This is a genomic window from Streptosporangium oxazolinicum (genome assembly GCF_039537505.1).
Classification (GTDB): domain Bacteria; phylum Actinomycetota; class Actinomycetes; order Streptosporangiales; family Streptosporangiaceae; genus Streptosporangium; species Streptosporangium oxazolinicum.
Genome location: NZ_BAABAQ010000010.1, coordinates 333,194 through 356,223 on the forward strand (window position 1 = coordinate 333,194; position 23,030 = coordinate 356,223).

20 protein-coding genes are annotated in these 23,030 nt (G+C 71.1%); 9 read left to right on the forward strand and 11 right to left on the reverse strand.

Annotated features, from left to right (window positions below; genetic code table 11):
• Window positions 1-63: 63 nt before the first annotated feature.
• On the reverse strand, window positions 64-309 hold the full coding sequence (locus ABD817_RS26045) for a DUF2630 family protein (protein ID WP_344920764.1): 246 nt from the start codon (window positions 307-309) through the stop codon (window positions 64-66).
• 316 nt (window positions 310-625) lie between these two features.
• Between ABD817_RS26045 and leuA the strand changes: the two genes are divergently transcribed.
• The 5 genes from leuA (at window position 626) to ABD817_RS26070 (ending at window position 6,630) form a co-directional block, all read left to right on the forward strand.
• A complete protein-coding gene (leuA, locus tag ABD817_RS26050) occupies window positions 626-2,338 on the forward strand; it encodes a 2-isopropylmalate synthase (protein WP_344920765.1) in 1,713 nt (570 codons plus the stop codon).
• 1,053 nt (window positions 2,339-3,391) lie between these two features.
• Window positions 3,392-3,727: an SSI family serine proteinase inhibitor gene (locus ABD817_RS26055; protein WP_344920766.1), complete on the forward strand. Its 336-nt coding sequence runs from the start codon at window positions 3,392-3,394 to the stop codon at window positions 3,725-3,727.
• Window positions 3,728-3,934: 207 nt separating this feature from the next.
• Window positions 3,935-4,321 (forward strand): TraR/DksA family transcriptional regulator, encoded by a 387-nt coding sequence (locus tag ABD817_RS26060; protein WP_344920767.1) that lies wholly within the window; start codon window positions 3,935-3,937, stop codon window positions 4,319-4,321.
• A 331-nt stretch (window positions 4,322-4,652) separates the two neighbouring features.
• Window positions 4,653-5,930, forward strand: a complete 1,278-nt coding sequence (locus tag ABD817_RS26065; RefSeq protein ID WP_425583409.1) for an FAD-binding protein — start codon at window positions 4,653-4,655, stop codon at window positions 5,928-5,930.
• Between the two features lie 148 nt (window positions 5,931-6,078).
• Window positions 6,079-6,630: a hypothetical protein gene (locus ABD817_RS26070; protein ID WP_344920769.1), complete on the forward strand. Its 552-nt coding sequence runs from the start codon at window positions 6,079-6,081 to the stop codon at window positions 6,628-6,630.
• A 390-nt stretch (window positions 6,631-7,020) separates the two neighbouring features.
• Here the strand turns inward: ABD817_RS26070 and ABD817_RS26075 are convergent, their stop codons facing one another.
• Window positions 7,021-7,719 (reverse strand): TetR/AcrR family transcriptional regulator, encoded by a 699-nt coding sequence (locus ABD817_RS26075; RefSeq protein WP_344920770.1) that lies wholly within the window; start codon window positions 7,717-7,719, stop codon window positions 7,021-7,023.
• Window positions 7,720-7,853: 134 nt separating this feature from the next.
• Between ABD817_RS26075 and ABD817_RS26080 the strand changes: the two genes are divergently transcribed.
• On the forward strand, window positions 7,854-8,798 hold the full coding sequence (locus ABD817_RS26080; RefSeq protein ID WP_344920771.1) for an NAD-dependent epimerase/dehydratase family protein: 945 nt from the start codon (window positions 7,854-7,856) through the stop codon (window positions 8,796-8,798).
• 93 nt (window positions 8,799-8,891) lie between these two features.
• The gene (locus ABD817_RS26085; RefSeq protein ID WP_344920772.1) at window positions 8,892-9,800 is read left to right on the forward strand and encodes a Gfo/Idh/MocA family protein; all 909 of its coding nucleotides are present in this window, start codon (window positions 8,892-8,894) and stop codon (window positions 9,798-9,800) included.
• Window positions 9,801-9,875: 75 nt separating this feature from the next.
• Here ABD817_RS26085 and ABD817_RS26090 read toward each other — a convergent pair whose 3' ends face one another.
• From ABD817_RS26090 to ABD817_RS26100, 3 genes are all read right to left on the reverse strand, one after another.
• Complete coding sequence (locus tag ABD817_RS26090; protein ID WP_344920773.1) at window positions 9,876-10,886, reverse strand: acetamidase/formamidase family protein; 1,011 nt, start codon at window positions 10,884-10,886, stop codon at window positions 9,876-9,878.
• A gap of 142 nt (window positions 10,887-11,028) precedes the next feature.
• Window positions 11,029-12,474 (reverse strand): APC family permease, encoded by a 1,446-nt coding sequence (locus ABD817_RS26095; RefSeq protein WP_344920774.1) that lies wholly within the window; start codon window positions 12,472-12,474, stop codon window positions 11,029-11,031.
• Between the two features lie 102 nt (window positions 12,475-12,576).
• A complete protein-coding gene (locus ABD817_RS26100) occupies window positions 12,577-13,665 on the reverse strand; it encodes a substrate-binding domain-containing protein (protein ID WP_344920775.1) in 1,089 nt (362 codons plus the stop codon).
• Between the two features lie 89 nt (window positions 13,666-13,754).
• Here ABD817_RS26100 and ABD817_RS26105 point away from each other — a divergent pair, with 89 nt between their 5' ends.
• Entirely contained in the window at window positions 13,755-14,234 is a 480-nt protein-coding gene (locus tag ABD817_RS26105) for a MarR family winged helix-turn-helix transcriptional regulator (protein ID WP_344920776.1), read from the forward strand.
• 206 nt (window positions 14,235-14,440) lie between these two features.
• On the opposite strand, the gene ABD817_RS26110 is transcribed toward ABD817_RS26105, so the two are convergent.
• Window positions 14,441-15,730 (reverse strand): Glu/Leu/Phe/Val family dehydrogenase, encoded by a 1,290-nt coding sequence (locus ABD817_RS26110; RefSeq protein ID WP_344920777.1) that lies wholly within the window; start codon window positions 15,728-15,730, stop codon window positions 14,441-14,443.
• A 258-nt stretch (window positions 15,731-15,988) separates the two neighbouring features.
• Here ABD817_RS26110 and ABD817_RS26115 point away from each other — a divergent pair, with 258 nt between their 5' ends.
• Window positions 15,989-17,560, forward strand: coding sequence for an alkaline phosphatase D family protein (locus ABD817_RS26115; RefSeq protein WP_344920779.1), 1,572 nt, complete (start codon window positions 15,989-15,991; stop codon window positions 17,558-17,560).
• Window positions 17,561-17,740: 180 nt separating this feature from the next.
• Here the strand turns inward: ABD817_RS26115 and rocD are convergent, their stop codons facing one another.
• From rocD to ABD817_RS26140, 5 genes are all read right to left on the reverse strand, one after another.
• Window positions 17,741-18,952: an ornithine--oxo-acid transaminase gene (gene rocD, locus ABD817_RS26120; protein ID WP_344920781.1), complete on the reverse strand. Its 1,212-nt coding sequence runs from the start codon at window positions 18,950-18,952 to the stop codon at window positions 17,741-17,743.
• Between the two features lie 52 nt (window positions 18,953-19,004).
• Window positions 19,005-19,799: a dimethylargininase gene (ddaH, locus tag ABD817_RS26125; protein WP_344920782.1), complete on the reverse strand. Its 795-nt coding sequence runs from the start codon at window positions 19,797-19,799 to the stop codon at window positions 19,005-19,007.
• 136 nt (window positions 19,800-19,935) lie between these two features.
• Window positions 19,936-20,433 carry an Lrp/AsnC family transcriptional regulator gene (locus ABD817_RS26130; RefSeq protein WP_344920783.1) on the reverse strand — a complete coding sequence of 166 codons (498 nt, stop codon included), beginning with the start codon at window positions 20,431-20,433 and terminating at the stop codon, window positions 19,936-19,938.
• A 193-nt stretch (window positions 20,434-20,626) separates the two neighbouring features.
• Window positions 20,627-21,337: a DUF5941 domain-containing protein gene (locus tag ABD817_RS26135; RefSeq protein WP_344920784.1), complete on the reverse strand. Its 711-nt coding sequence runs from the start codon at window positions 21,335-21,337 to the stop codon at window positions 20,627-20,629.
• On the reverse strand, window positions 21,334-22,908 hold the full coding sequence (locus ABD817_RS26140; protein ID WP_344920785.1) for a CDP-alcohol phosphatidyltransferase family protein: 1,575 nt from the start codon (window positions 22,906-22,908) through the stop codon (window positions 21,334-21,336). Before ABD817_RS26140 ends, ABD817_RS26135 begins: the two co-directional genes overlap by 4 nt.
• Between the last annotated feature and the right edge of the window lie 122 nt (window positions 22,909-23,030).

Sequence of the window (23,030 nt, forward strand, 5' to 3'; positions counted from 1 at the left end):
GGGCGTCCGGGACGGGCGGTCGTCACCGGCGGTGGTCTCCGGCCCTGTCGAGCGGGCGGGCGGTCACTGACGGTAGTCCTCGACCTCGTCGATCGGGCGGGGGGCCGCCGAGTCGGGGTCCTCACCGAACTCGCGGCGCGCCCGGCGCTGCCTGAGCAGGTCCCACGCCTGGTCGAGGGCCTCCTCCAGGTTCTTGATCCGGTTGTTCTCCTCGTGCGAGGAGATCGAGTGTGAGCCCAGCTTCGCCCGGAGCTCCCGCTCCTCGGTGATCAGCTCGTTGATGTGGGCGAGGATGTCGCCGTCCCTCATGTTCGCTCCCCTGTCTGAGTTCTTCTGGACTGTATCCGATCGGCCTGTACCGATCAGCGGATGGCCGCACCGCCGCAGGCCGGGCCGCCCGTCGTGGCGACCGCGAGCGTGTCGCGCGGACGGGATCCCGAAGATCTTCGGGTTCCGCCATGTGAGACCGGGGCCCGGGCATCCGGGGCCGTCTGCTAACGTGCTAGGCATGCTGCGCGGCCTGCTTCTTAGCTGCCGCGACGAGGGCCTGTAGAGGCCGGCTCCCTCGTCGCGGAGCGAGCCATGCGCGTCGGCCACGATTGTTTTCCCAGTCGAGGAGCCTTGCATGTACCCGCAGCAGCAGCCCAGCCCCATGCCGTTCAAGCGCTATGAGTCCTTCGCGCCGATCCAGCTGGCCGACCGCACCTGGCCCGGCAAGGTCATCGACCGGGCTCCCCGGTGGTGCGCCGTCGACCTGCGTGACGGCAACCAGGCGCTGATCGACCCCATGGACTCCCAGCGCAAGCTCAAGATGTTCGAGCTGCTGGTGAAGATGGGCTACAAGGAGATCGAGGTGGGCTTTCCCGCCGCCTCCCAGACCGACTTCGACTTCGTACGGCAGATCATCGAAGAGGATCTGATCCCCGACGACGTGGTGATCCAGGTCCTCACCCAGGCCAGGGCCGAGCTGATCGAGCGGACCTTCGAATCGGTGCGCGGGGCCAAACAGGCGATCGTCCACCTGTACAACTCCACCTCCACCCTCCAGCGCAGGGTCGTCTTCGGCCAGGACCGCGAGGGCATCACCGCGATCGCGGTCGAGGGCGCCAAACTCTGCAAGAAGCTGGCCGCCGAGATGGACGGCACGGAGATCTACTTCCAGTACTCCCCGGAGTCCTTCACCGGCACCGAGCTGGAGTACGCGGTGGAGGTCTGCGACGCCGTCAACGACGTCTGGCAGCCCACTCCCGACCGCAAGGTCGTCGTCAACCTGCCCGCGACCGTCGAGATGGCCACGCCCAACGTCTACGCCGACCAGATCGAGTGGATGCACCGCAACCTGGCCTACCGCGACTCGATCGTGCTGTCCCTGCACCCCCACAACGACCGGGGCACCGCCGTCGCCGCCGCCGAGCTGGGCTACATGGCCGGGGCCGACCGGATCGAGGGCTGCCTGTTCGGCAACGGCGAGCGCACCGGCAACGTCTGCCTGGTCACGCTGGGCATGAACCTGTTCTCGCAGGGCGTCGACCCGGAGGTCGACATCTCCGACATCGACGAGATCCGCCGGGTCACCGAATACTGCACCCAGCTGCCCGTCCACCCGCGCCACCCGTGGGGCGGCGAGCTCGTCTACACCGCCTTCTCCGGCTCCCACCAGGACGCCATCAAGAAGGGCTTCGAGCACCTGGAACGCGACGCGGCCGACGCGGGCGTCCCGGTCGAGGAGTTCACCTGGGCGGTCCCGTACCTGCCGATCGACCCCAAGGACATCGGCCGTACGTACGAGGCGGTCATCCGGGTCAACAGCCAGTCCGGCAAGGGCGGCGTCGCCTACATCATGAAGGCCGACCACCACCTGGACCTGCCGCGCCGCCTGCAGATCGAGTTCTCCCGCGCCGTCCAGACCCACACCGACACCCTCGGCGGCGAGGTGAACGCCGCGCGGATGTGGGAGGTCTTCACCGACGAGTACCTGCCCAACCCGGCCAGCCCGTGGGGCCGCCTGGGCCTGCTGGCCCACCGCACCACCTCCAGGGGTGACGGCAAGGACGCCATCAGCGCCGATCTGCGCCTCGACGGTGAGATCCGCGAGGTCGAGGGGGTCGGCAACGGTCCCATCTCCGCCTTCTGCGACGCCCTGGCCAGGGTCGGTGTCCAGGTGCGCGTCCTTGACTACGCCGAGCACGCCATGAGCGCGGGGACCGACGCCAAGGCCGCCTCCTACATCGAGTGCGAGATCGCCGGTAAGACCCTGTGGGGGGTCGGCATCGACTCCAACACCACCACCGCCTCGCTCAAGGCGGTCATCTCCGCGGTCAACCGCGCCGGCCGCTAGCGGACCGGGCGGCCGGGCCGCTTTTCCGCTTTTCCGGGCGGCGTCCGCGTCACCCCGCACCCGTACCGTCCTGTATCCGCGCCATCCCGCATCCGTACCACCTCGCATCTGCGTCACCCCGCATCCGTACGGTCCGTCCCGCACCACCCCCGCCTCGTACGGCACGATCTGCCGTACGAGGCCCGGCAGCCGCCCACAAGGCATCGACGTCGCTCACTCGACCGCGCCCACCGCGAAATCCGTCCGGGCGCGGTCGAGTCGTTTTCGCTCGCCTTCCGGTGCCGGGGACGCGCGTGACCTCGGGGCGGGGGCCGTACCGCGGCTTTCGCCGCGTGGAGGGCGGTGGATGCCGCGGCCGTGAGAATCGCCGCGAGACCAGCTTTTCCGAGATAGGGCACCGCCACGGATACGCTCGCGGGTTCCTTCTCCGAACGGGCCGTCCGAGGGTTCCCCGGACGGTGAATTCACGGTGTTCCGTGGCGGGTCGCTGCGAGACATCCCCACGTCGCCGACATAGCCTCTTTGCAGCTCAGGGCCTGACCCGCTCCCCTCGAATCAACCGAAAGTGGCCTTTTCGGTTATATGCGAAATTCGTATTTATCGGGGGAATTTATGCGACGTATTATCGGCCTGGCCACCGCCGGGCTCGTCATCCTCAGCGGCACCGCCGCCGCGGACACGCGGCCACCGCGCCACATACCCGATCCGTCCATGGCCCCGTCGAGCGTCGACCCGCCCCCGTGGCCACCCCGGCGTCCGGAGGAGGGGCCGCCCATTCCCCGGCCCCCGTGGCCGCCCCGGCCTGGCCCGACCCTGATCCCGGCCCCGCCCCGGCCCACCCCGATCCCGCCTCGTCCCGGCCCGTGGCCGCCACGTCCGGAGACAGGGCAGCCGATTCCCCTGCCGCCCAGGCCCGGCCCGATCCCGCCGCCGCCGATCCCGCCTCGTCCCCCGTGGGGTGAGCCGATCCCACCCCGCCCCATCCCGATCCCGCCCCGGCCGCCGTGGGACGAGCCGATCCCACCCCGCCCCACTCCGCCCCGTCCACCCATCGTGGTCCCGCCGTGGGGACCGACGGTCGGCGGCCCGTACGTCAAGCGGCTCACGCTGACCGCCTCGCGACCGGGCGGGGTGCGGACCGCCCGGCTCGGATGCGGGCCGACGAGTGGCACGCACCCCCGAGGGGAGGAGGCGTGCGCGCTGCTGAGCCGGGCGCAGGGCGACCCCGCCCGGGTCGGGCCGCTGTCGTGGACGGGCTGCGCGCAGCGCTACGACCCGGTCGCCGCGTCCGCGACCGGCACCTGGAACGGCCGCCCCGTCCGGTACCAGCGGACCTTCGGCAACCAGTGCGAGCTGCACGCCGCGACCGGGGTGATCTTCTCCTTCTAGATCCGTCCCGTGGGCACGCGTCCGACGGGGCCCGTACGGCGGTGAGGACCTCCTCACCGCCGTACGGCCGTTTCGGACCCCGGGCGGGGGCCGCTCATCCCCGGGAGTCGTAAACTGGGATGAAGTCCCAGGTCAGCGGCCTCGCGCCACGAATCGGCGATGCCCACGGCCAGGAGCGGATCCGCGATAGGACGGGGTGAGTCGGTGATGGGCAAGCAGTCATCCGGAACCGTGCTGTCTTCTTCTCAGCGGGCGGCCATGCGGGATCTTCTGACCGCGGACCGCGAGAGGACGGTGACCCAGATCACGGCGCTGACGCGCGACTGGGACGACCTCGTCGACTCGTCGGCACTGGTGGCCAACGACGACGAGCATGATCCGGAGGGGGCGACGATCGCCTTCGAGAGGTCCCACCTCCAGGCCCTGCTCGACAGGGCGCGAGCCCACCTCGACGATCTCGACGAGATGTTCAGACGTCTCCACCTGGGCACTTACGGCGTGTGCGACGACTGCGGGCGCCCCATCGCCCTGGGACGCCTGAAGGCGCGCCCCAGCGCCCGGACCTGCATCGAGTGCGCCGAACGCGGGCGTTAGCGCCCGGACCTGCGTCGAGTGCGCCGAACGCGGGCGTTAGCGCCCGGACCTGCGTCGAGTGCGCCGAACGCGGGCGTTAGCGCCCGGACCTGCGTCGAGTGTGCCGGACGCGGCCGGTGACGACCCGGGGGAGCCGCGCCGAGGTCCCTGAACTACCCTGGGTGCGGCGATGCCCGCCGTCGCGCCTTGAATGACCACCGGCCATGAGCCGTGCCTCGCACGACCACGACCGTCCGGCCGCGACCCGTGCCCCCGTACGGGATCACTCGCGTGTGGCGCGCATCCGCCGCGTACGGCCTGACGTGAGGCGTAGAGAGGGCACATCGTGACCATAGGGCTGCCGAACTGGGCGGGCAACATCACCTACGGCGCCGCGCGGATCCACCGCCCCGGCCGTGTCGAGGAGCTACAGGAGCTGGTCGCCCGCAGCGGCGCCGTCCGGGCGCTCGGCACCCGCCACTCCTTCAACGAGATCGCCGACCGCCCCGGCGGTGACCTCGTCTCGCTGGAGGGCCTGCCCGCCGAATTCGAGCTCGACCCGGTGCGGGGCACCGTCACGGTCGGTGGCGGGGTGCGCTACGGCGAGCTGAGCCGGTGGCTGTACGGCGAGGGCTACGCGCTGCCCAACCTCGGCTCCCTGCCGCACATCTCGATCGCCGGTGCCTGCGCCACGGCCACGCACGGTTCCGGGGTCGCCAACGGCAACCTGGCCACCGCGGTCTCCGGCCTCGAACTGGTCACCGCGGACGGCGAGATCACCGTCCTCGGCCGCGAGAAGGACGGCGACCGCTTCGCCGGAGCGGTCGTCGCCCTCGGGGCGCTGGGCATCGTCACCAGGGTCGTCCTCGACGTCGTCCCGGCCTTCGAGGTGCGGCAGTACGTCTACGAGAACCTGCCGTGGGCGCGCATGGAGGAGCACTTCGAGGAGATCCTCTCGGCCGCGTACAGCGTGAGCCTGTTCACCGGCTGGAGCGGCCCCGGAATCGACCAGGTGTGGGTGAAGCGCCGCGACGGCGAGCCCGGCCCGTGGGAGCCGGCGCCGCGCTGGCTGGGCGCCACGGCGGCCACGGCCGACCGCCACCCGCTGCCGGGGATGTCCGCCGTCAACTGCACCGCGCAGATGGGCGTGCCCGGCCCCTGGTACGACCGGCTGCCGCACTTCCGCCTGGATTTCACCCCGAGCAGCGGGGAGGAGCTCCAATCGGAGTATCTGTTCCCTCGCCGCCACGCTCTCGCCGCGCTCCGCGCGCTGGACGCGGTCAGGGACGTCATCGCCCCCGTCCTGCAGATCTCGGAGATCCGTACCGTCGCGGCGGACGACCTGTGGCTGAGCTCCTCCTACCGGGAGGACGTCGTCGCCGTTCACTTCACCTGGAAGAAGGACTGGCCCGCGGTGAGCCGGGTGCTCACCGTGATCGAGGAGCTGCTGGAGCCCTTCGAGGCCCGTCCCCACTGGGGCAAGCTCTTCCTCATGGGGCCCGAGCGCCTGAGCTCCCTGTACGACCGGCTTCCGGACTTCCGGAGCCTGGCCGCCGGCCTCGACCCTACGGGCAAGTTCCGCAACCCGTTTCTCGACGCCCGGCTCTTCCCGGGGGACGCCCCTTCCTGACCGTTCGCAGCCACAACCTTGATCCGGACATCAGCTCACAAGCGGATCTTACGCTTGGATCAGGGTAGTCAACTCCCATCACAGTGGTAACGGTGCGATATCCACCATAAGAGATCGTGAATCCAGCACCGGTGATGAGGGGGAGAGCATGGAACGTAATACGGTCGTGCGCGCGATGCACGATGTCGGGCTGGCCACCTGGTTCGGGGGCTCGTTGATGGGCGCGATCGGCCTCAACGGCGCCACCGCCGTGGTCAGCGACAGGAGCGAGCGCCTGCGGGTGGCGAACGCCGGATGGGGCCGGTGGGCGCCGGTCAGCGCCGCGAGCATCGGCGCCTTCCTCATCGGCTCGGCCGGCCTGTTGACGGCCAACAGGAAACGGGTGGCGCACCAGCAGGGGGTGGGGGCGAGCACCGCGGCGAAGGCCGCGCTGACCGCCGCGGCGTTGGCCGCGACCGCCTACACCGGCGTGCTCGGCGCCAGGCTCGCGGACGCGGGCGACGTGCCCGTGGAGGGTGCCGTGAAGCCCGACAAGGAGACTCCGGACGACGTCGCCAGGACGCAGCAGCGGTTGCGCCTCATGCAGTGGGTCGTCCCGGCCGTCACCGGGGCGATCGTCGTTCTCACCTCCCTGCACGGCGAGCAGCAACGGCCGAGCCAGGTCATCCGGGGAACCGCCCGCAAGAAGTTCTCCCGGTAGGGGTTCCCGGCCGGTCGCGGAGTCGTGGAGCGCCAGGGGTCGCCGCCGGACACGTCTGGCTGTGGAAGACCTTGGCGTCCGGGGGCCGGGCTGCCCCCGAACAGGCCGGTGACGTCGTGACGCGGCTCCTCCCCGCAAGGAGGAGCCGCACCACGCTGGGACAGTGAAGTGTCGAGACAGCCGGCTGCGGCGACCGGAACGCCTGACCCACGTCGAGGACGTCGATCGCGCGCTCGTCCAGGTCCTGGGCGCGGCGCGCCCCCCGGCGCGAAACGGCGTCAGGCCGCGGCGCATGGCCACCACGGCCTCGCGCGTACGGTCGCTCCCGGCAGGCGCGGAGCGACCCGCGCTAACGTCACGCGTTACCCATCGCGGCCACGTCGTGACGTATCAGGCGGGCAGGCCGAGGGCGCGAGCCTGGTGGCGCATGGCGTGGTCGAAGATCGGCGCGCGGTCGAGGATCACGTTGTCGAACTGGCCGAACAGCTCGAAGCTGATCCAGCCGAACAGGCCGGTCCAGGCGATCAGGCTGCGGACGATCACGTCGTCGGGGACGTCGGGCATCAGCTCGCGCACGCGCGTCGCGTCGTCGCGGAAGGACGGCGGGACAGGCGGGTGGGGGCCGGGCGGGTTCAGGGCTCCGGCGTGGTGGGCGTCGGAGACGATCCGGCTGTAGACGACGGTGTCGCGGACGGCGGCGGGGACGGTGTCCTGCGGTGCCCGGTAGCCGGGGACGGGCGAGCCGTACAGCAGGGCGTACTCGTGGGGATGGGCCAGCGCCCAGTCCCGTACGGCGTGACAGACCGCCATCCACCTGCCCGCGTGGTCCTCGCGCGGGACGGCGGCCTCGGCGTTCTCCACGGCCTCGCCGACGGCGTCGTAACCGTCGATGATCAGGGCCGTGAGCAGGTCGTCCCTGGACGGGAAGTAGCGGTAGATCGCCGAGGAGGCCATGCCCATCTCGCGGGCGACCGCGCGCAGGGACAGGCCGCTCGCGCCGTGGACGGCCAGCTGCCCTCGGGCGACGTCGGCGATCTCGCGGGTCAGCTCGGCTCTGACCCTCTCGCGTGCGGTGAGGCTCGAACTCATACCGCGACCATATCAGAGCACTGAAAACAAACGAGAGCACTGCTCTTGACGAGCGGTGCTCTCCAAAGAGAGCATTGCTCTCATAAGAGAACGGATGAGCCGGTACGTCGGCAACCACCGAAGGAAGAAGGATCATGGCCAAGCACGTCATCGCGGGAGCCGGTCAGGTCGGCTCCGAGGTCGCCCGGCTGCTGGCCGGGCAGGGACACGAGGTCGTCCTCGTCAGCCGTTCGGGCTCGGGCCCCGACCTGCCGGGCGTCCGCAGGGTCGCCGCCGACGCGGGCGACCGCGGGAGGCTGACCACCCTGACCAAGGGGGCCGAGGTCCTCTACAACTGCGTCAACCCGCGCTACCACGAGTGGGCGCGCGACTGGCCGCCGCTCGCCGCGTCACTGCTGGGAGCCGCCGAGGACACCGGCGCGGGGTACGTCATCCTCGGCAACCTCTACGTCTACGCGGCGCCCGACCGGCCGATGAGGGAGGACGACCCGCTGGACCCGCCCAGCGCCAAGGGCGCGATCCGGGTCAAGGTGTGGCGGGAGGCACTGGCCGCGCACGAGGCGGGCCGGGTCAGGGTGACCGAGGTGCGCGGATCCGACTACTTCGGCCCCGGCTGCCTCGACCAGTCGCATCTCGGGGAGAGGTTCGTCCCCGCTCTCCTGGCGGGCAAGACCGTCCGCTTCGCCGGCGACCCCGCCCAGCCGCACAGCTGGACCTACGTGCCCGACGTCGCGCGGACCCTGATCGCGGCCGGAGAGGGCGACCGCGCCTGGGGCCGCGCGTGGCACGTCCCGACGAACGAGCCGATGACGGCGCGCGAGATCGCCGAGCGCCTGTGCGCGCTCGCCGAAGTCCCCGACCCGGGGGTCAAGCCCATGCCCCACTGGATGCTGCGTGCCGCCGCGCTCTTCTCGCCGATGCTCGGCGAACTGGAGGAGCTGCGTTACCAGTTCGTCCGTCCCTTCATCCTCGACTCCAGCACCTCCCAGGCCGCCTTGGGCATCGCGCCGACCCCGATGGACGAGGCGCTGGCCGCGACACTCGCGTGGTGGCACGACCGCCTGGCCGCGGCGGCATAGGAGGAGACGTCCCACGCCGTACGCGGGACGGGGAGCGCGGCCGCAGCGCACGCGCCGGGATGGGGCCGGGGGGGCACGCCGTACGCTCTGAGCATGAAGATCGCAGTCATCGGCCTCGGGGACATCGCGGAGAAGGCGTACCTGCCGGTCCTCGGCGCGACCCCCGGCCTCGACCTCCACCTGTGCACCCGCGACCGCGCCACGCTCGACCGCCTCGGTGACGCCCACCGGGTCGAGCGCCGCTTCTCCTCGGTGGACGAGGTGCTCGGGGCGGGGATCGAGGCGGCCTTCGTGCACGTCGCGACCGGCGCGCACGCGGAGGTCGTCGAGCCGCTGCTGCGGGCGGGCGTCCACGTCTACCTGGACAAGCCGATCGCGTACACCCTCGCCGAGTCCGAGCGCCTGGTACGGCTGGCGCGCGAGAGCGAGCGGTCGCTGCTCGTCGGTTTCAACCGGCGCAGGGCGCCGTCCTACGCGGCCCTGCGTGAGCTTCCCCGCGATCTGGTGGTGATGCAGAAGCACCGGGCGCGCCACCCCGCCGACCCGCGGACCGTCGTCTACGACGACTTCATCCACGTCGTGGACACCCTCAGGTTCCTGGTGCCGGGCGAGGTCGAGCACACCGGCGTCCGCGCCCGGGTCAGGGACGGCCTGCTGGAGCACGTGACGCTGGAGCTGTCCGGGGACGGCTTCACCGCCTTCGGCATCATGAACAGGATGAGCGGGGCGGCCGAGGAGACCGTGGAGGTGATGGGAGGCGGCTCCAAGCGCCGCGTGGTCAACCTCGCCGACGTGACCGACCACGCCGACGCCGAGATCCTCACCAGGCGAGGCGACTGGACCCCGGTCTCCCGGCAGCGGGGCATCGAACAGGTCTGCCTGGAGTTTCTCGACGCGGTCCGCTCCGGCACCGTGCTCGGCGCCGACGACGCCCTGGCCACCCACGCGCTCTGCGAGGACATCGTCAAGGACATCGCCGAAAACATCGCCGCCGCGAGCTGACCGCCCGCGTCGCGCGCCCCCGGTGGCGCGACGCGGGCGACCGGCTCGCCGGGTTCCCGGCGGGGGCGGCCCCGGTCAGCGTTCGGCCAGATACCGCAGGCCGAGGGCGCGCAGGCGAGCGTGGGCCGACTCGTAGACCTCCGGACGGCCGAGGGCGGACTTGGGAAGCTTGGCGACCATCGTGTAGTTGGTGTCGCAGACGTTGCCGACCGGTGCCTCGCCGATCTGGCTGACCAGCTGGTAGGCGTCCAGGGGGTCCAGGCCGGTGAGCTCGGAGCTCCAGGTGACCAGGTCGTGCTGGCTGATCCGGTACGCGTCCTCCAGCGGGCGGGCCGAGCCGGTGGACATCAGGTGGTCGTCGTCCTCCAGGCGGGGCCACGGGGTGCCCACCCCCTTGATCAGCTCCACGGCGACGACGGTGTTCATCGCCGCCTCGACGGCGGTGCCGCACACCTCGCCGTGCCCCTGCCTGGCGTGCCCGTCGCCGATCGCGAAGAGCCCGCCCTCGACGTTGACGCCGAGGTAGACGGTCACCCCGGCGCGCAGCTCGGGAGTGTCCATGTTGCCGCCGTGGGCGTCCGGGGTGATCGTCATGCGGGCCTCGGACGCGGCGGGGGCGACGCCGACCGTGCCGTGCATGGGGTCGAGCGGCAACTCGACCGTGAAGTCGCTCCTGCGGGCGTGGTAGCGGACCACGCCCGAGGCCGTGTCGATGTCGTAGCGCCATACCAGCTCCTCCAGGGGAGGGGTGAGCATGGCGGTGGTGTGGGTGCCGGTCAGCGCGCCGAAGTGCGGGAACGTGGCCGACACGGCCCAGTCCCTGGCGGGTTCGATGGAGACGAAGTGCAGCGCGAGCGTGTCTCCGGGTTCGGCCCCCTCGACGTGGAAGGGCCCGGTGACCGGGTTCAGATAGGGGAACTCGCAGACGCGCGAGGGCAGGTCGTCGACCGAGGTCACCCGGCCGCCGAAGCAGTCCTCGGTGTACGTCTCGACGATCGAGCCGGGGGCGATTCTGGCCACCGCGGGCCGCCCGCCGAAGGTGTAGCTGAGGTCCTCGGGCGCGGGCCGGTAGGAGAAGACGTTCATCGCGCGCCTCCCGCGGTGGCGCGCTTCATAGTGGGGGAGGGGGTACGGAAGGAGCCGAGCCCCTCCCCGACCTCCTGGAAGATCTCGAACAGGGTTCTGCCCTCGCATGCTGTCGGGTCGGCGGGATGGGGGTCGTGGGCTTTCAGGGCTTGCCCGCGGTGCCGGACGTCGCGGACGTGCCGGGCGCGGCGGGGGTGCCGGGGGTGTCCGGGGTGTCGACGAGCCCGGCCAGGGTGGGGCGCCGGCCCGTGGCGTAGGAGACGCCGAGCACCACCAGGCCGACGACGAACCAGACGACGCCGAGCGTCTGGGCCGCGATGCTGGCGTTGATCACGACGTAGAGCAGGATCGCGAAGCCGAGCACCGGGGCGACCAGGTGCCGCCACAGGTCGCGGCTGCCCTGGCGCACGACGTAGTGGACGACCACCGACACGTGCAGCGCGAGGAAGGCCGTCATCGCGCCGAAGTTGACCAGCCCGCTGATCAGCGTGATGCCGTCGTCGCGGGTGGTCAGGTAGAGGCCGACGACCAGGGAGATCGCGGCCACGACGAGGGTGGCGTTGACGGGCACCCTGTGCCTGGGGTCGATCCTGGCCAGGAAGGAGGGGAGCTGGCGGTCGCGGGCCATCGCGAACAGCAGACGGGAGGTGGCGGCCTGGGCGACCAGGGAGTTGGCGAAGCCCCAGGCGATGGCGGTGGCGACCGCGGTCAGCACGCTGAGCCAGTGGCCCCCGGCGAACTCGGCCATGTCGTAGAAGGCGGTGCCCGCGGGGTCGCCCGTGGTCAGCAGGTCGGCCCGGTTGGGGGCGAGCAGCGCGGCGACCCAGGTCTGCGCGATGAACAGCACCCCGGCCAGGCCCAGCGCCGCGACCATGGACCTGCCGAGCCGCCGCGTGTCCTCGCGGCTCTCCTCGGCCATCATCGAGATGCCGTCGAAGCCGAGGAAGGACAGGACCGCGATCGAGACCGCGCCGAAGACGAGCGACCAGGAGAAGGTCGAGGAGTCGAACAGCGGGCTGAGCGCGCCCGCCTGGGCCTTGCCCTGCGCCAGGGCGACCACGCCGACGACCATGAAGATCGCCAGCACGATGAGCTCGCCGATCAGCATGATCTTCGTGATGCGCGCGGTCATCTGGATGCCCGTGTAGTTCACGACCGTGTTGAGCACCACGAACACGATCAGCCAGCCCCAGACGGGGATGGCGGGCACGAAGGAGGCCATCGCCGCGCTCGCGATGAGGTAGAGCAGGGCGGGCACCAGCACGTAGTCGAGCAGGATCACCCACCCGGCCAGGAAGCCGACGGGCGCGGCGATGCCGCGGCCCGCGTAGGTGTAGACCGATCCCGCCATCGGGAACGCGCGGGCCATCTGCGCGTACGAGAGCGCGGTGAAGGCCATCGCGACCATGCCGATGGCGTACGCGAGGGCGACCATGCCACCCGAGGCCTGGAAGACGCCGCCGAAGATGCCGAACGGCGCGATCGGGACCATGAAGATCAGGCCGTAGACGAGCAGGTCGGTGAAGCTCAGTGACCTGCGGAGTTCTTGGCGGTAGCCGAATTGTTCCAGTGAGGGCTCGGTTGTCATGTACGGCTCCTTGAAGTGGGTGCAGCCGTACCCTAGAACTTTTCTTTGCAGAGGAAAAGTTTTCAGTCGAAAGTTTTTGCTCGATCCTGACCCGCCACGTGCCTAGCGGACGATGTCGAAGTCCAGCCCGTCGGCCCGGCCGATGTGCGCCTGGCGCCGCACCCCGTGCCCACGCAGCGTGAGCCGTCCCCGGGCGGTGACGATGGAGGTGCCGTCGGCGATCGCGTCCACCTCGGGCACGGCGAGCGTCCCGGCGCGCGAGCTCAGCGCGGCGAGCATCAGCACCGCCTCGTAACAGCCCTGCCCGTGCCCGTTGAGCAGCGGCGCGGTCGAGCCGAACCGGCGGGTGTAGCGCTCGCCGAGGCTCAGGCTGTCGTCGGTGACCAGGCTCGCGAAGTAACCCATCGCCCCGTACAGCTCGCCGGTGGCGTCGCCGCCGATGCCGAGCAGGCCGTGCTCCTCCAGCGCGCCGCAGAGCCGGGGCCACGACAGCCCGGCCGCCGCGAAGGCCCGGTTGAAGGCGACCAGGTCGCTGCCGATCAGGCTGAGCAGCACCGCGTCGGGCCTGCCGGCGACCAGTCTCTCCATGATCGAGGGGATGTCGCCCATGCCGTACGGCACCAGGAGCTCGCCGACGACCCCGACGTCCCGCGCGGCGAGGTGGCGGCGGGCCGCCCCGTGGACCAGGCGCGGCCAGACGTAGTCGTTGCCGAGCAGGAACCACCTGCGCGCCCGGCGCCGGTCGATCAGCCAGTCGAGGCCGGGCCGCAGCTGGCGGGCGGGGGTCTCGCCCAGGAAGTAAACACCGGGCGCGTGGCCGCCCCCCTCGTACGGCGGCGCGTAGACGAACGGCACCCGCCCGGCCAGCGCCCGCACCACCTCGATCCTGACGTCGCTGCCGTGGGTGCCGACCACGGCGTCGATCGCGCCCCAGCGCGCGAGCCCCGCCACCTCGGCGGCCACCTGGGCCGCCGGACGGCCGCCGTCGACCAGGACCAGCTCCACCGGCCTGCCGAGCATCCCGCCCGCGAGGTTCACCTCGTCGGCGGCGAGCATCGCGCAGTTGATCGCGCACGGACCCACCAGGCCGAGCACACCGGAGACCGGCACGACCAGCCCGACGCGCAGCGCGTCACCCCGGAGAAGCTGGGCCTCCAGGGGTTCTATGACGGGTGTGATGGCTTCTGCCACAGGGACGAGTATCCTCCGGGATGGAAGGGTACGGCAGTCCCGTTACCTGGACGGGACACGGATCGTGACGCAGACGGGAGCTCCATGTGGTGACGACCGGGCTGGGATCCTCGCTCGCCTACCTCCTCAGCAGGGCTGAGCGCAGCGTCAACCGGGCACTCGCCGCCGCGGTGACCGCCGAGGAGGTCTCCGTCGAGCAGTGGCGCATCCTGCGCGCCCTCGCCGACGGCCGGGGGCACTCGATGGGTGACCTGGCCGAGGCCGTGCTGATGCCGCATCCGACGCTGACCAAGGCCATCGACCGGCTCATCGACCGTTCTCTCGTCTATCGGGGCCACGATCCGGGCGACCGCCGCAAGGTCGCCGTCTTCCTCGCCGACCGAGGCTCCGAGCTGCTCGACCGGGTCGAGGGCGGGGTGGCCGAGCACCACCGGCTGATCGAGGCGGTCTACGGCACCGAGCGCACCGAGCGGCTCATGCGGGACCTGGAAGGGCTGGTCGCCGCCCTGGACGAGTCTCCGGCGACCCCGGAGCGTGAGCGTGCCCCGGGCGGCATGAGCCGCTCGTGACACGCCCCGGCCAACGGCCGTCGAGCTCATGACGCGCTCCGGTCCGCGGTTTCGGGATCCACCGCACATTCCCTCACGGCTTCTGGGCTCATGTACGCGCTCCGGTGCGCGGCTTCGGGATCGATGGCGTGTCCTCCCATGGTCTTCTGGCTCATGACACGCTCCGGTTGGCGGCTTCGGGATCCATCGCACCTCCCCGTACGGCCTCAGGGGTGCAGCCCGCGCGCCCGGTGGGCCTCGGCGACCCGGCCGACGCCGATCACATGGGCCGCCTGGCGCAGGGTGATCCCGCACTCGGCCGAGACCGTCGCGGTGGTGTCGAACGCGTCCTCCATGATGCCGCGGAGCCTCGCGTCGACCTCGCGCGCGCTCCAGCGGCGCGCCTGCATGTCCTGCAGCCACTCCAGGTAGGAGACGATCACGCCCCCCGCGTTGGCCAGGATGTCGGGGACCACGGTGACGCCCGCGTCGGCGAGGACGCGGTCCGCCCCGGGCGTGGTGGGGGAGCTGGCGCCCTCCACGATCAGACCGGCCCTGACGCGGACGGCGTTCTCCTCGGTGATCGCCCCCTCCATGGCGGCGGGGACGAGCACGTCCACGTCGAGCTCCAGCAGCTCCTCCCACGACAGCGTGTCCGCCCGGCGGTAGCCGCGTACGCCGCCGGTCTCCTCCGACCACGCCCGCAGGTCGTCGACGTCCAGGCCGGAGCGGTCGATCACGGCCCCGGTGCGGTCGGAGACCGCGACCACCAGGCAGCCCGCGTCGGCGAGGTAGCGCGCGGCGGGGGCGCCGACCTTGCCGAACCCCTGGATCGCGACGGTGCGGCCCTCGGGGGAACCGCCCAGGGCCCTGAGCGCGGCGATCCGCACGCCGCGGGAGGTGGCCCCGGCCCGGTCGGGCGCGCCGCCGGGGGTCACGGGACCGCCGGTCGTCACGCCGGGCACCGGATAGCCCGCGTTCACCGAGTAGGTGTCCATGATCCAGGTTATGGTCCGCTCGTCGGTGCCGACGTCGGGGGCCGGGACGTCCCTCTCGGGGCCGATGATCGGCAGGACCTCGTTGACGTAGCGCCGGGTGACCCGTTCCAGCTCGCGGGCGCTCAGCGAGGCGGGGTCCAGGGAGACGCCGCCCTTGGCGCCCCCGTAGGGGACCCCGGCCAGCGCGCACTTCCACGTCATGCCCATGGCCAGGGCGGTGACCTCGTGGACGTCGGTGCGAGGGTGGAAGCGGATGCCGCCCCTCGCCGGGCCGCGGGTAGTGTTGTGCTGCACCCGGAAACCCTGCACGACGTCCATCCGGCCGTCCTCGCGGCGGACCGGAACCGAGACGGCGAGCGAGCGGCGGGGAGTGGCGAGCATGGTGCGCAGGCTGTCGTCCAGGTCCAGCCGATCCGCCGCCTGGTCGAGCTGGAAGAGCGCGGCGTCGAGGGCCTGCCGGCCCGGACTGACGGAAGCGGTGGCGGCCGGCGTCGTCGACGGCACCGTGAGCGTTCTCAAGGGAAACCTCCGTACGGTGAGTGGAGCGCCTTTGCTCCGCTCGGGGCACATGGTCACGATCAGACTAGGTGCGGTTTTTTGCCCGCAGGGACGGACTGTGTTTCGTTCTCATGACTGATTCCCTGACCCGGTCGCGAGCCCGCGACCAGGAGGTGCGTTGTTATCTGCCAGCCCCCCTGGGCAATCTGGGAGTAACACGCAGATTTGCCAGGATCCGGTCAGGGGTCTTGGCGTTGTGCAGTGGCTGAGGGGATGAAAGTGCCGGAACTTGTGGTCGGACCGATGCTGCGTTACGTGGACGAGACGAGCGCGTCGGTGTGGGTGGAGACGAGCGAGCCGTGCGAGGTGACGGTCGAGGTCGGCGAGGTGCGCTCGGAGGCCAGGACGTTTACCGTCCACGGTCACCACTACGCGCTCGTGGACGTGGAAAGCGGCGGGACCTACGAGGTGCGCCTGGACGGTGAGACCGTGTGGCCCCTGCCCGACCGGCCGCCGAGCCGCATCCGCCTGCTCGGCCCGGACGGCCCGAACCGGGTGATGTTCGGCTCCTGCCGGACCAGCGTGCCGCACGACCTCGTGTACACGATCTCCCACGGGGTGGACGTGCTGCGCGCGTACGGCGGCACCCTGCCGGACGCGCCCGACGAGCGCTGGCCCGACCTGCTGCTGCTGCTCGGCGACCAGGTCTACGCCGACGAGCCCTCCGCCGAGATGCTGGAGTTCATCGCGGGCCGCAGGGACACCGACCCGAAGAAGGAGATCGCCGACTTCGAGGAGTACGCCGAGCTGTACCGCCTGGCGTGGACCGACCCGGAGATCCGCTGGCTCCTCTCCACGGTGCCCACCGCGATGATCTTCGATGACCACGACCTGCGCGACGACTTCAACACCTCCATCTCCTGGCGTACGGCGATGGAGGACGTCCCGTGGTGGCGGCACCGGGTGGTCTCCGGGATCGGCGCCTACTGGGTCTACCAGCACCTGGGCAACATGTCGCCGGCCGAGCGCGCCTCGGACGAGGTGCTGAGCAAGGTGTGCGCGGCCGAGGGGGACGGCGCCGAGGTCCTCGACGTCTTCGCCGAGCACGCCTACGACGTTCCCGCCGACAGCCGGTGGAGCTACGCCCGCGACCTCGGCGACACCCGCCTGATCATGCTCGACTCCCGCTGCTCCCGCCAGCTCGACCCCGCCGACCGGCGCATGATCGACCCGGTGGAGTGGGAGTGGCTCACCGAGCAGCTCCACAAGGGGGGCGCGAAGCGCTTCGTGATCGGCTCCTCGGTGCCGTTCCTGCTCCCCGCGGGCATCCACCACATCCAGAACTGGAACGAGGCCCTCGCCCAGGGCGCCTGGGGCAAGACCGTGGCCCGCTGGGCGGAGGTCCTGCGGCAGGCCGTCGACCTGGAGCACTGGGCGGCCTTCCGCCGCTCGTTCGAGGACCTGTCCAAGCTGCTGGCCGGGCTGGGAAAGCCGGTGATCATGCTCTCCGGCGACGTGCACTACTCCTACGTGGCCAAGGCGCGCGGGCTGCCCATCTACCAGCTGGTCTGCTCCCCGATCCGCAACCCGCTGAGCCGCACCCTGCGCCTGGCCAACATCGTCGCCCAGTTCGGCATCGCGAGCCTGATCGGCCGCTCGCTCTCCCGCGCGGCGAAGATCCCCAAGCCGCCCTTCAAGTGGCGGATCACCAACGGGCCGTGGTTCTCCAACGCGGTGGCGATCCTCTCCCTGGACACGCACCCCACGTCGGTCCGCTGGGACACCGCCGCGGGCACCGAGGTCTCGGAGATCACCGTCGTGGAGCTGGGCGAGGACTCCGCCGTCCGCTAGAGGACCCGGGCGCCGCCCGGGGGAGCGGCGGTTCCGACGCGGCGCGCCCCCACCGGGGCGCGGGCCGCGCCGGAGGGATTTCCCGCGGGGCCGCACCGAGTCGGCTCCCGCACCGGAGAAGTCACCTCGCGAGTTCCTCCAGAACCGCGCCGCACCGTACCGACTCCCGCATCGGAGGGGTCACCTCGCGAGTTCCTCCAGGACCGCGCCGAGCTGGCCGACCGCCCACAGGAGGTCCTCCTCGGAGACGACGATCGGCGGGGCGAGGCGGATGGTCGAGCCGTGGGTGTCCTTGGCCAGGACGCCGTGGGCCATGAGCGCCTTGGAGACCTCCCGCCCGCTCGCCAGCGACGGGTCGATGTCGATCCCCGCCCACAGGCCGCGCCCGCGCACGGCGATCACACCGTGGCCGACCAGCCCGCGCAGCCTCTCGTGCATGACCTCGCCGAGTTCCCTGGCCCGCGCCTGGTACTCGCCGGTGCCGAGCAGCTCGATGACCGCGTTCGCGACCGCGCAGGCGAGCGGGTTGCCGCCGAAGGTCGAGCCGTGCTGCCCCGGCCTGATCACGCCGAGCACGTCCTCGTTCGCGGTGATCGCCGAGACCGGGACGACGCCGCCGCCCAGGGCCTTGCCCAGCACGTAGACGTCGGGGACGACGCCCTCGTGGTCGCAGGCGAAGGTCTCGCCGGTGCGGCCGAGACCCGACTGGATCTCGTCGGCGATCATCAGGATGTTCTCCGCGGTGCACAGCTCGCGGACCTGGGTGAGGTAGTCGTCCGGCGGCACCAGCACCCCGGCCTCGCCCTGGATGGGCTCCAGCAGCACCGCGACCGTGTTGGCGTCGACGGCCTCGCGGATCGCCTCGACGGAGCCGTACTTCACGATCCTGAAACCGGGGGTGTACGGGCCGAAGCCGCCCCGGGCGTCGGGATCGGTGGAGAAGCCGACGATCGTGGTGGTCCGGCCGTGGAAGTTGTCCTCCATCACGATGATGTTGGCCTGCTCGGCGGCCACGCCCTTGACCTCGTAGCCCCACTTGCGGGCCACCTTGATCGCGGTCTCCACGGCCTCGGCGCCGGTGTTCATCGGCAGGACCATGTCCTTGCCGGTGAGGTCGCCCAGCCCGGCGGCGAAGGCGGCGAACTGGTCGTGGAAAAAGGCGCGGCTGGTCAGGGTGAGCCGCGACAGCTGCTCCTGCGCCGCTGCGATGATCTTCGGGTTGCCGTGCCCGAAGTTCAGGGAGGAGTAGCCGGACAGGCAGTCGAGGAACCGCCTGCCCTCCACGTCGACGACCCAGGCGCCCTGTGCCTCGCGGATCACGACGGGCAGGGGGTGGTAGTTGTGCGCGCTGCGGCGCTCGCTCAGCTCGATGAAGTCGTCGGTGCCGGTCATCCGATATCCGCCCCTCCCTGGTGTGTCTGGTCCGTGGCCGTCATGCCGGGCACTATGCCCGGATTTCCAGCGTGCAGCACTTGGGACCGCCGCCCGCCTTGCGCAGCTCCGACAGGTCCACCGGGATGACCTCGAAGCCCCGGCGCTTGAGTTCGAGCTGCAGGTCGGCGGCCTCGGCGTTGATCACCACGTTGACGCCGTCGCTGACGGCGTTGAGGCCCAGTACGGCCGCGTCGCCCTCGCTCGCGATGACGGCGTCGGGGAAGAGGTGGCGGAGCACCTCCTGACTTCCTGGAGAGAAGGCCCCCGGGAAGTATGCCACGTTATGTCCGTTTAGCGGGAAGAGTGCGGTGTCCAGGTGGTAGAAGCGGGGATCCACCAGCTGCAACGTCACCACCGGGCGGCCGAGGAACTCCTGGGCCTCCTTGTGCGCGGTGATGTCGGTACGGAACCCGGTCCCGGCCAGCACCAGGTGGTCGAGGGTGAGGAAGTCGCCCTCGCCCTCGTTGGTGAAGGCCGCCTCGCGGACCCGCTCGTAGCCGTTGTCGACGAACCACCGCAGGTACGCGGGCCCCTCGGCCGCGCGTTGCGGGTGGGTGAACCGCGCGCCGTACACACGGCCGCCCACGACCAGCGCGCCGTTGGCGGCGAAGACCATGTCCGGCAGGCCCTCCACCGGCTCGATGAGACTGACGCGGTGCCCGAGCTCCTCGTAGGCGCTCCTGAGGGCCTCCCACTGCCTGATCGCCACCTCGCGGTCGGCTCCGGCCTCGGGGTGCATCCACGGGTTGATCGCGTACTCGACCGCGAAGTGGTCGGGCCGACACATGAGGTAGTGCCTCGTCATGGATAACCCCGCATATGAAAAGATCGTGATGACAGCCGCCGATCATGGTTCCGATGGCGGCGTCATCAGCCTAGGAACAGCGTTCTCGCAGGCCAAGAGCCTGCGATTGCGCGCTGACGCGGGTTTCTTGCGTCGTTCAGGCCAGGAACGTCGATTCGTTGTGCGGGGCGATGAACGGCTCGCTGCGCGAGGTCACCAGGGGTGCCTCGATGAGGCGGGAGAGCACGATGGAGCTCTTGGTCCGCACCACGAACGGCTCCGCGGCGATGCGCTCGATCACCCTCTCCACGTGCCGCACGTCGGTGGCCCTGATGTGTAGCAGCGCGTCGGCCTCACCGGTGATGGTGCACGCCGAGACCACCTCGGGATGGCGGCCGACGGCCACCCCGATCTCCGACGGCGAGGTCTTGCCCGCGCAGAACAGCTCCACGTAGGCCTCGGTGGTCCAGCCGAGCGCCGCGGGCTCCACCCGGGCGGTGAACCCGGTGATGGCGCCGGTCTCGCGCAGCCGGTCCACCCGGCGTTTCACCGCCGACGCCGACAGGCCCACCCGCTGCCCGATCTCCGCGTACGTGGCGCGGGCGTCCTCGACGAGTGCCCCGATGATGTCGCGATCCAGCCTGTCCAGTTCCACGCAGACCTGTATATCGCTTCGGATCGGCGCGGGCTCGCGGCGGGCGGCGTGGCGGCGGTGGGGCGGTGGTGGGGCGGTGGTGTGGCAGGTGGCCCGGACGCGCGAACGCCGCCGGACGGGTGGTCCGTCCGGCGGCGTCCTCTTCGGTCAGGTCTGTTTGGCGGCCTTCCGAGGGCCCAGGGGAGGTCTCAGGTCAGGTCTGGTCGGCCTCGCCGGTGGCCTGCTCCTGGGCCTCCTCGGGGGAGGTCTCCAGATCGTCGCTCGCCTGCGCGGCGTTCGCCGTCTGCTTGTCCAGGCCGACCCAGCTCGTCACGCTCTCGACCGCGAACAGCACGCCGAGGTAGAGCGTGAGCGCGGCCAGCACCCACGTCAGCACGCCCAGCGCGGCGCCGGCGCCGATCAGCAGCAGCCGCAGCTCCCAGCCCAGCCCGGCCTGGAACACCCAGGGGGCCGGCCAGATGCTCTGCCGCGTCCGGTAGACCGTGTCGTAGGTGTGGTAGCCGATCACGTAGATCAGCACGTACAGCAGCCACTTGGGCGCGTCGGCCGCGAGACCGACGAGGATGATCGTGAGGAACTCGGTCCCCCGGATCAGCGGCGGCGTCAGCCAGTCGAGCTTGCCGAGGTGGTCGCGGGCCGCGGTGGGCAGCACCAGGACGATCATGACCAGCACCGGGACGAGCAGGATCGGCCCGTCCACCAGCATCCCGGTCACCGCCATCGCGATGATCGCCAGCAGCGCGGCGAGCGCGGCGGGCACCGGGGGCAGCCCCGGCCCCACCTTGTCGCGGAGCAGCCTCACCAGCGGGCCGTCGTCGCGGTAGGCGAGCAGCCGGGCGGTCTGCACGCGCAGCCGCTCCTCGTACGGATCCGGAACGGGGGTGGTCTGCGGCTGGGTGATCATGCGAGAGACCTCATCAGGCGTCCGGTGAGCGAGTAGGCGGCCCCGATGCCGCCCCAGATGATCAGGGTCAGGAAGGTGATCCTGGCGTCGAACAGGGCGCTGACGATCGCGATGGCGGCGAAGCGCTCGCCGATGGGGAACACGATCATCTTGCGGGCCCAGTGCACGGCACGGTACCTGCCGGCCCGGCCCCAGATCTTCAGCAGGTTGCGGATCCCGCCGGTCTTCGCGTTCTTGCGCTCCTCCAGCGCCTGGCGCAGACCGGTGTCGGCGCTGACCGACAGCGCCACCGAGGGCAGCGGCGACGGGGGCTTGCGCCGGTTCGCCGCGCCGTAGGAGAAGTCGAGGAGGTGCCTGATGGACTGCACGCCGAGCGCGATCAGCGCCAGCGTCCAGACGTCGCCCACGCCGGAGACCGCCGCGCCGACCGCCAGGCCCGCGAAGACCACGTACTCCTTGAACCGGTCGAACGTGGCGTCCAGCCACGCGCCGAGTACGCCGAACTTGCGGGCGTACCGCGCGACCTGGCCGTCCACGCAGTCGAACACGAACGCGAAGTAGATCAGCAGGCCACCCGCGACCATCCCGGCCCGCTCGCCGGTGGCGAAGCACAGCGCCGCCGCCACCCCCAGCGCGATCGAGATCAGCGTGACCTGGTTGGGGGTGAGTCCCCGCCGGGCCGCCCAGCGGGCGATGAAGCGGGAGTAGGTGCTGACGAAGTACGTGGTGAAGAAGCCGTCGGCGCCCTTCACCGCGTTGTTCAGCCGCGCCCTGTCCTCGTTGAACGTGGACATCTCGGCCAGTGCCTCGGCGGCCTGCTCGGGGGTGAAGACCCGGCGGAAGAACAGGTCGCGGCGGCCGCGGATGCCGACGGAGACGCCCTTGCGGACCAGGCCCAGCACCAGCAGCTGGACCAGGTCGTCGTCCGGACCCAGCAGGTGGGCCATGTCGGCGAGCTCGCGGGCGGCCTCGGCGAGGGCGGGCGCGTGCTTGTGGTGCAGGTGCAGCGGGCCGAGCAGGACCGAGTTGGGCCTGGTCACCGCGTGGTAGGCCGAGCCCACCGAGATGACCCGGGACTTGCGGGCGCGCACCCGGACGGGCAGGCCCTCCAGCCTCCGGTCGCCGATCTCCGGCAGGGCCTCGTCGATCGGGACGTCCTGGACGATGACGTCGCCGTTCTCGTCCTCCTCGCGCGGCTCCTTGGTGATCAGCGCGAGGGCTCCGCGCTTCGACTTGGTGATCTGGTAGATCAGCTCGTCGTGGATCAGCGAGTTGGCCGGCAGGAAGAGCAGGTTCTCGGTGGCGCCCTCGACCGCGTCGGCCACGGCGCGCAGGTCACCGGCGAGGTCGGAGGTCTCGACGAGGCTGCCGGGGAAGCCCCGGTGGGCGGCGGCGTCGCCGGAGCGGACGATCGTCACCGGCTCGGAGTCGAGTGAGGCGAGCTGGCCGTGCAGCTTGCCGATCACCGTGGGGCAGCCGGGAAGCGCGGGCAGGGTCAACGCGGCGGGCGTCACCTGGCCGGGAGCGGCATCGGGGCCGGGCGATGAGCCCAGCAGGACCACGCGGGGCATGGCACCCTTTCGTGCGGAGACGGGTGTGGGGCGGGTGTAACCAGGGGCGGCATTTCGCCAGAGGCCAAAGTTTAGTGAGTTTTAGGTGAACAACACGCACCGGTGATCTATCCGTGTCGTTT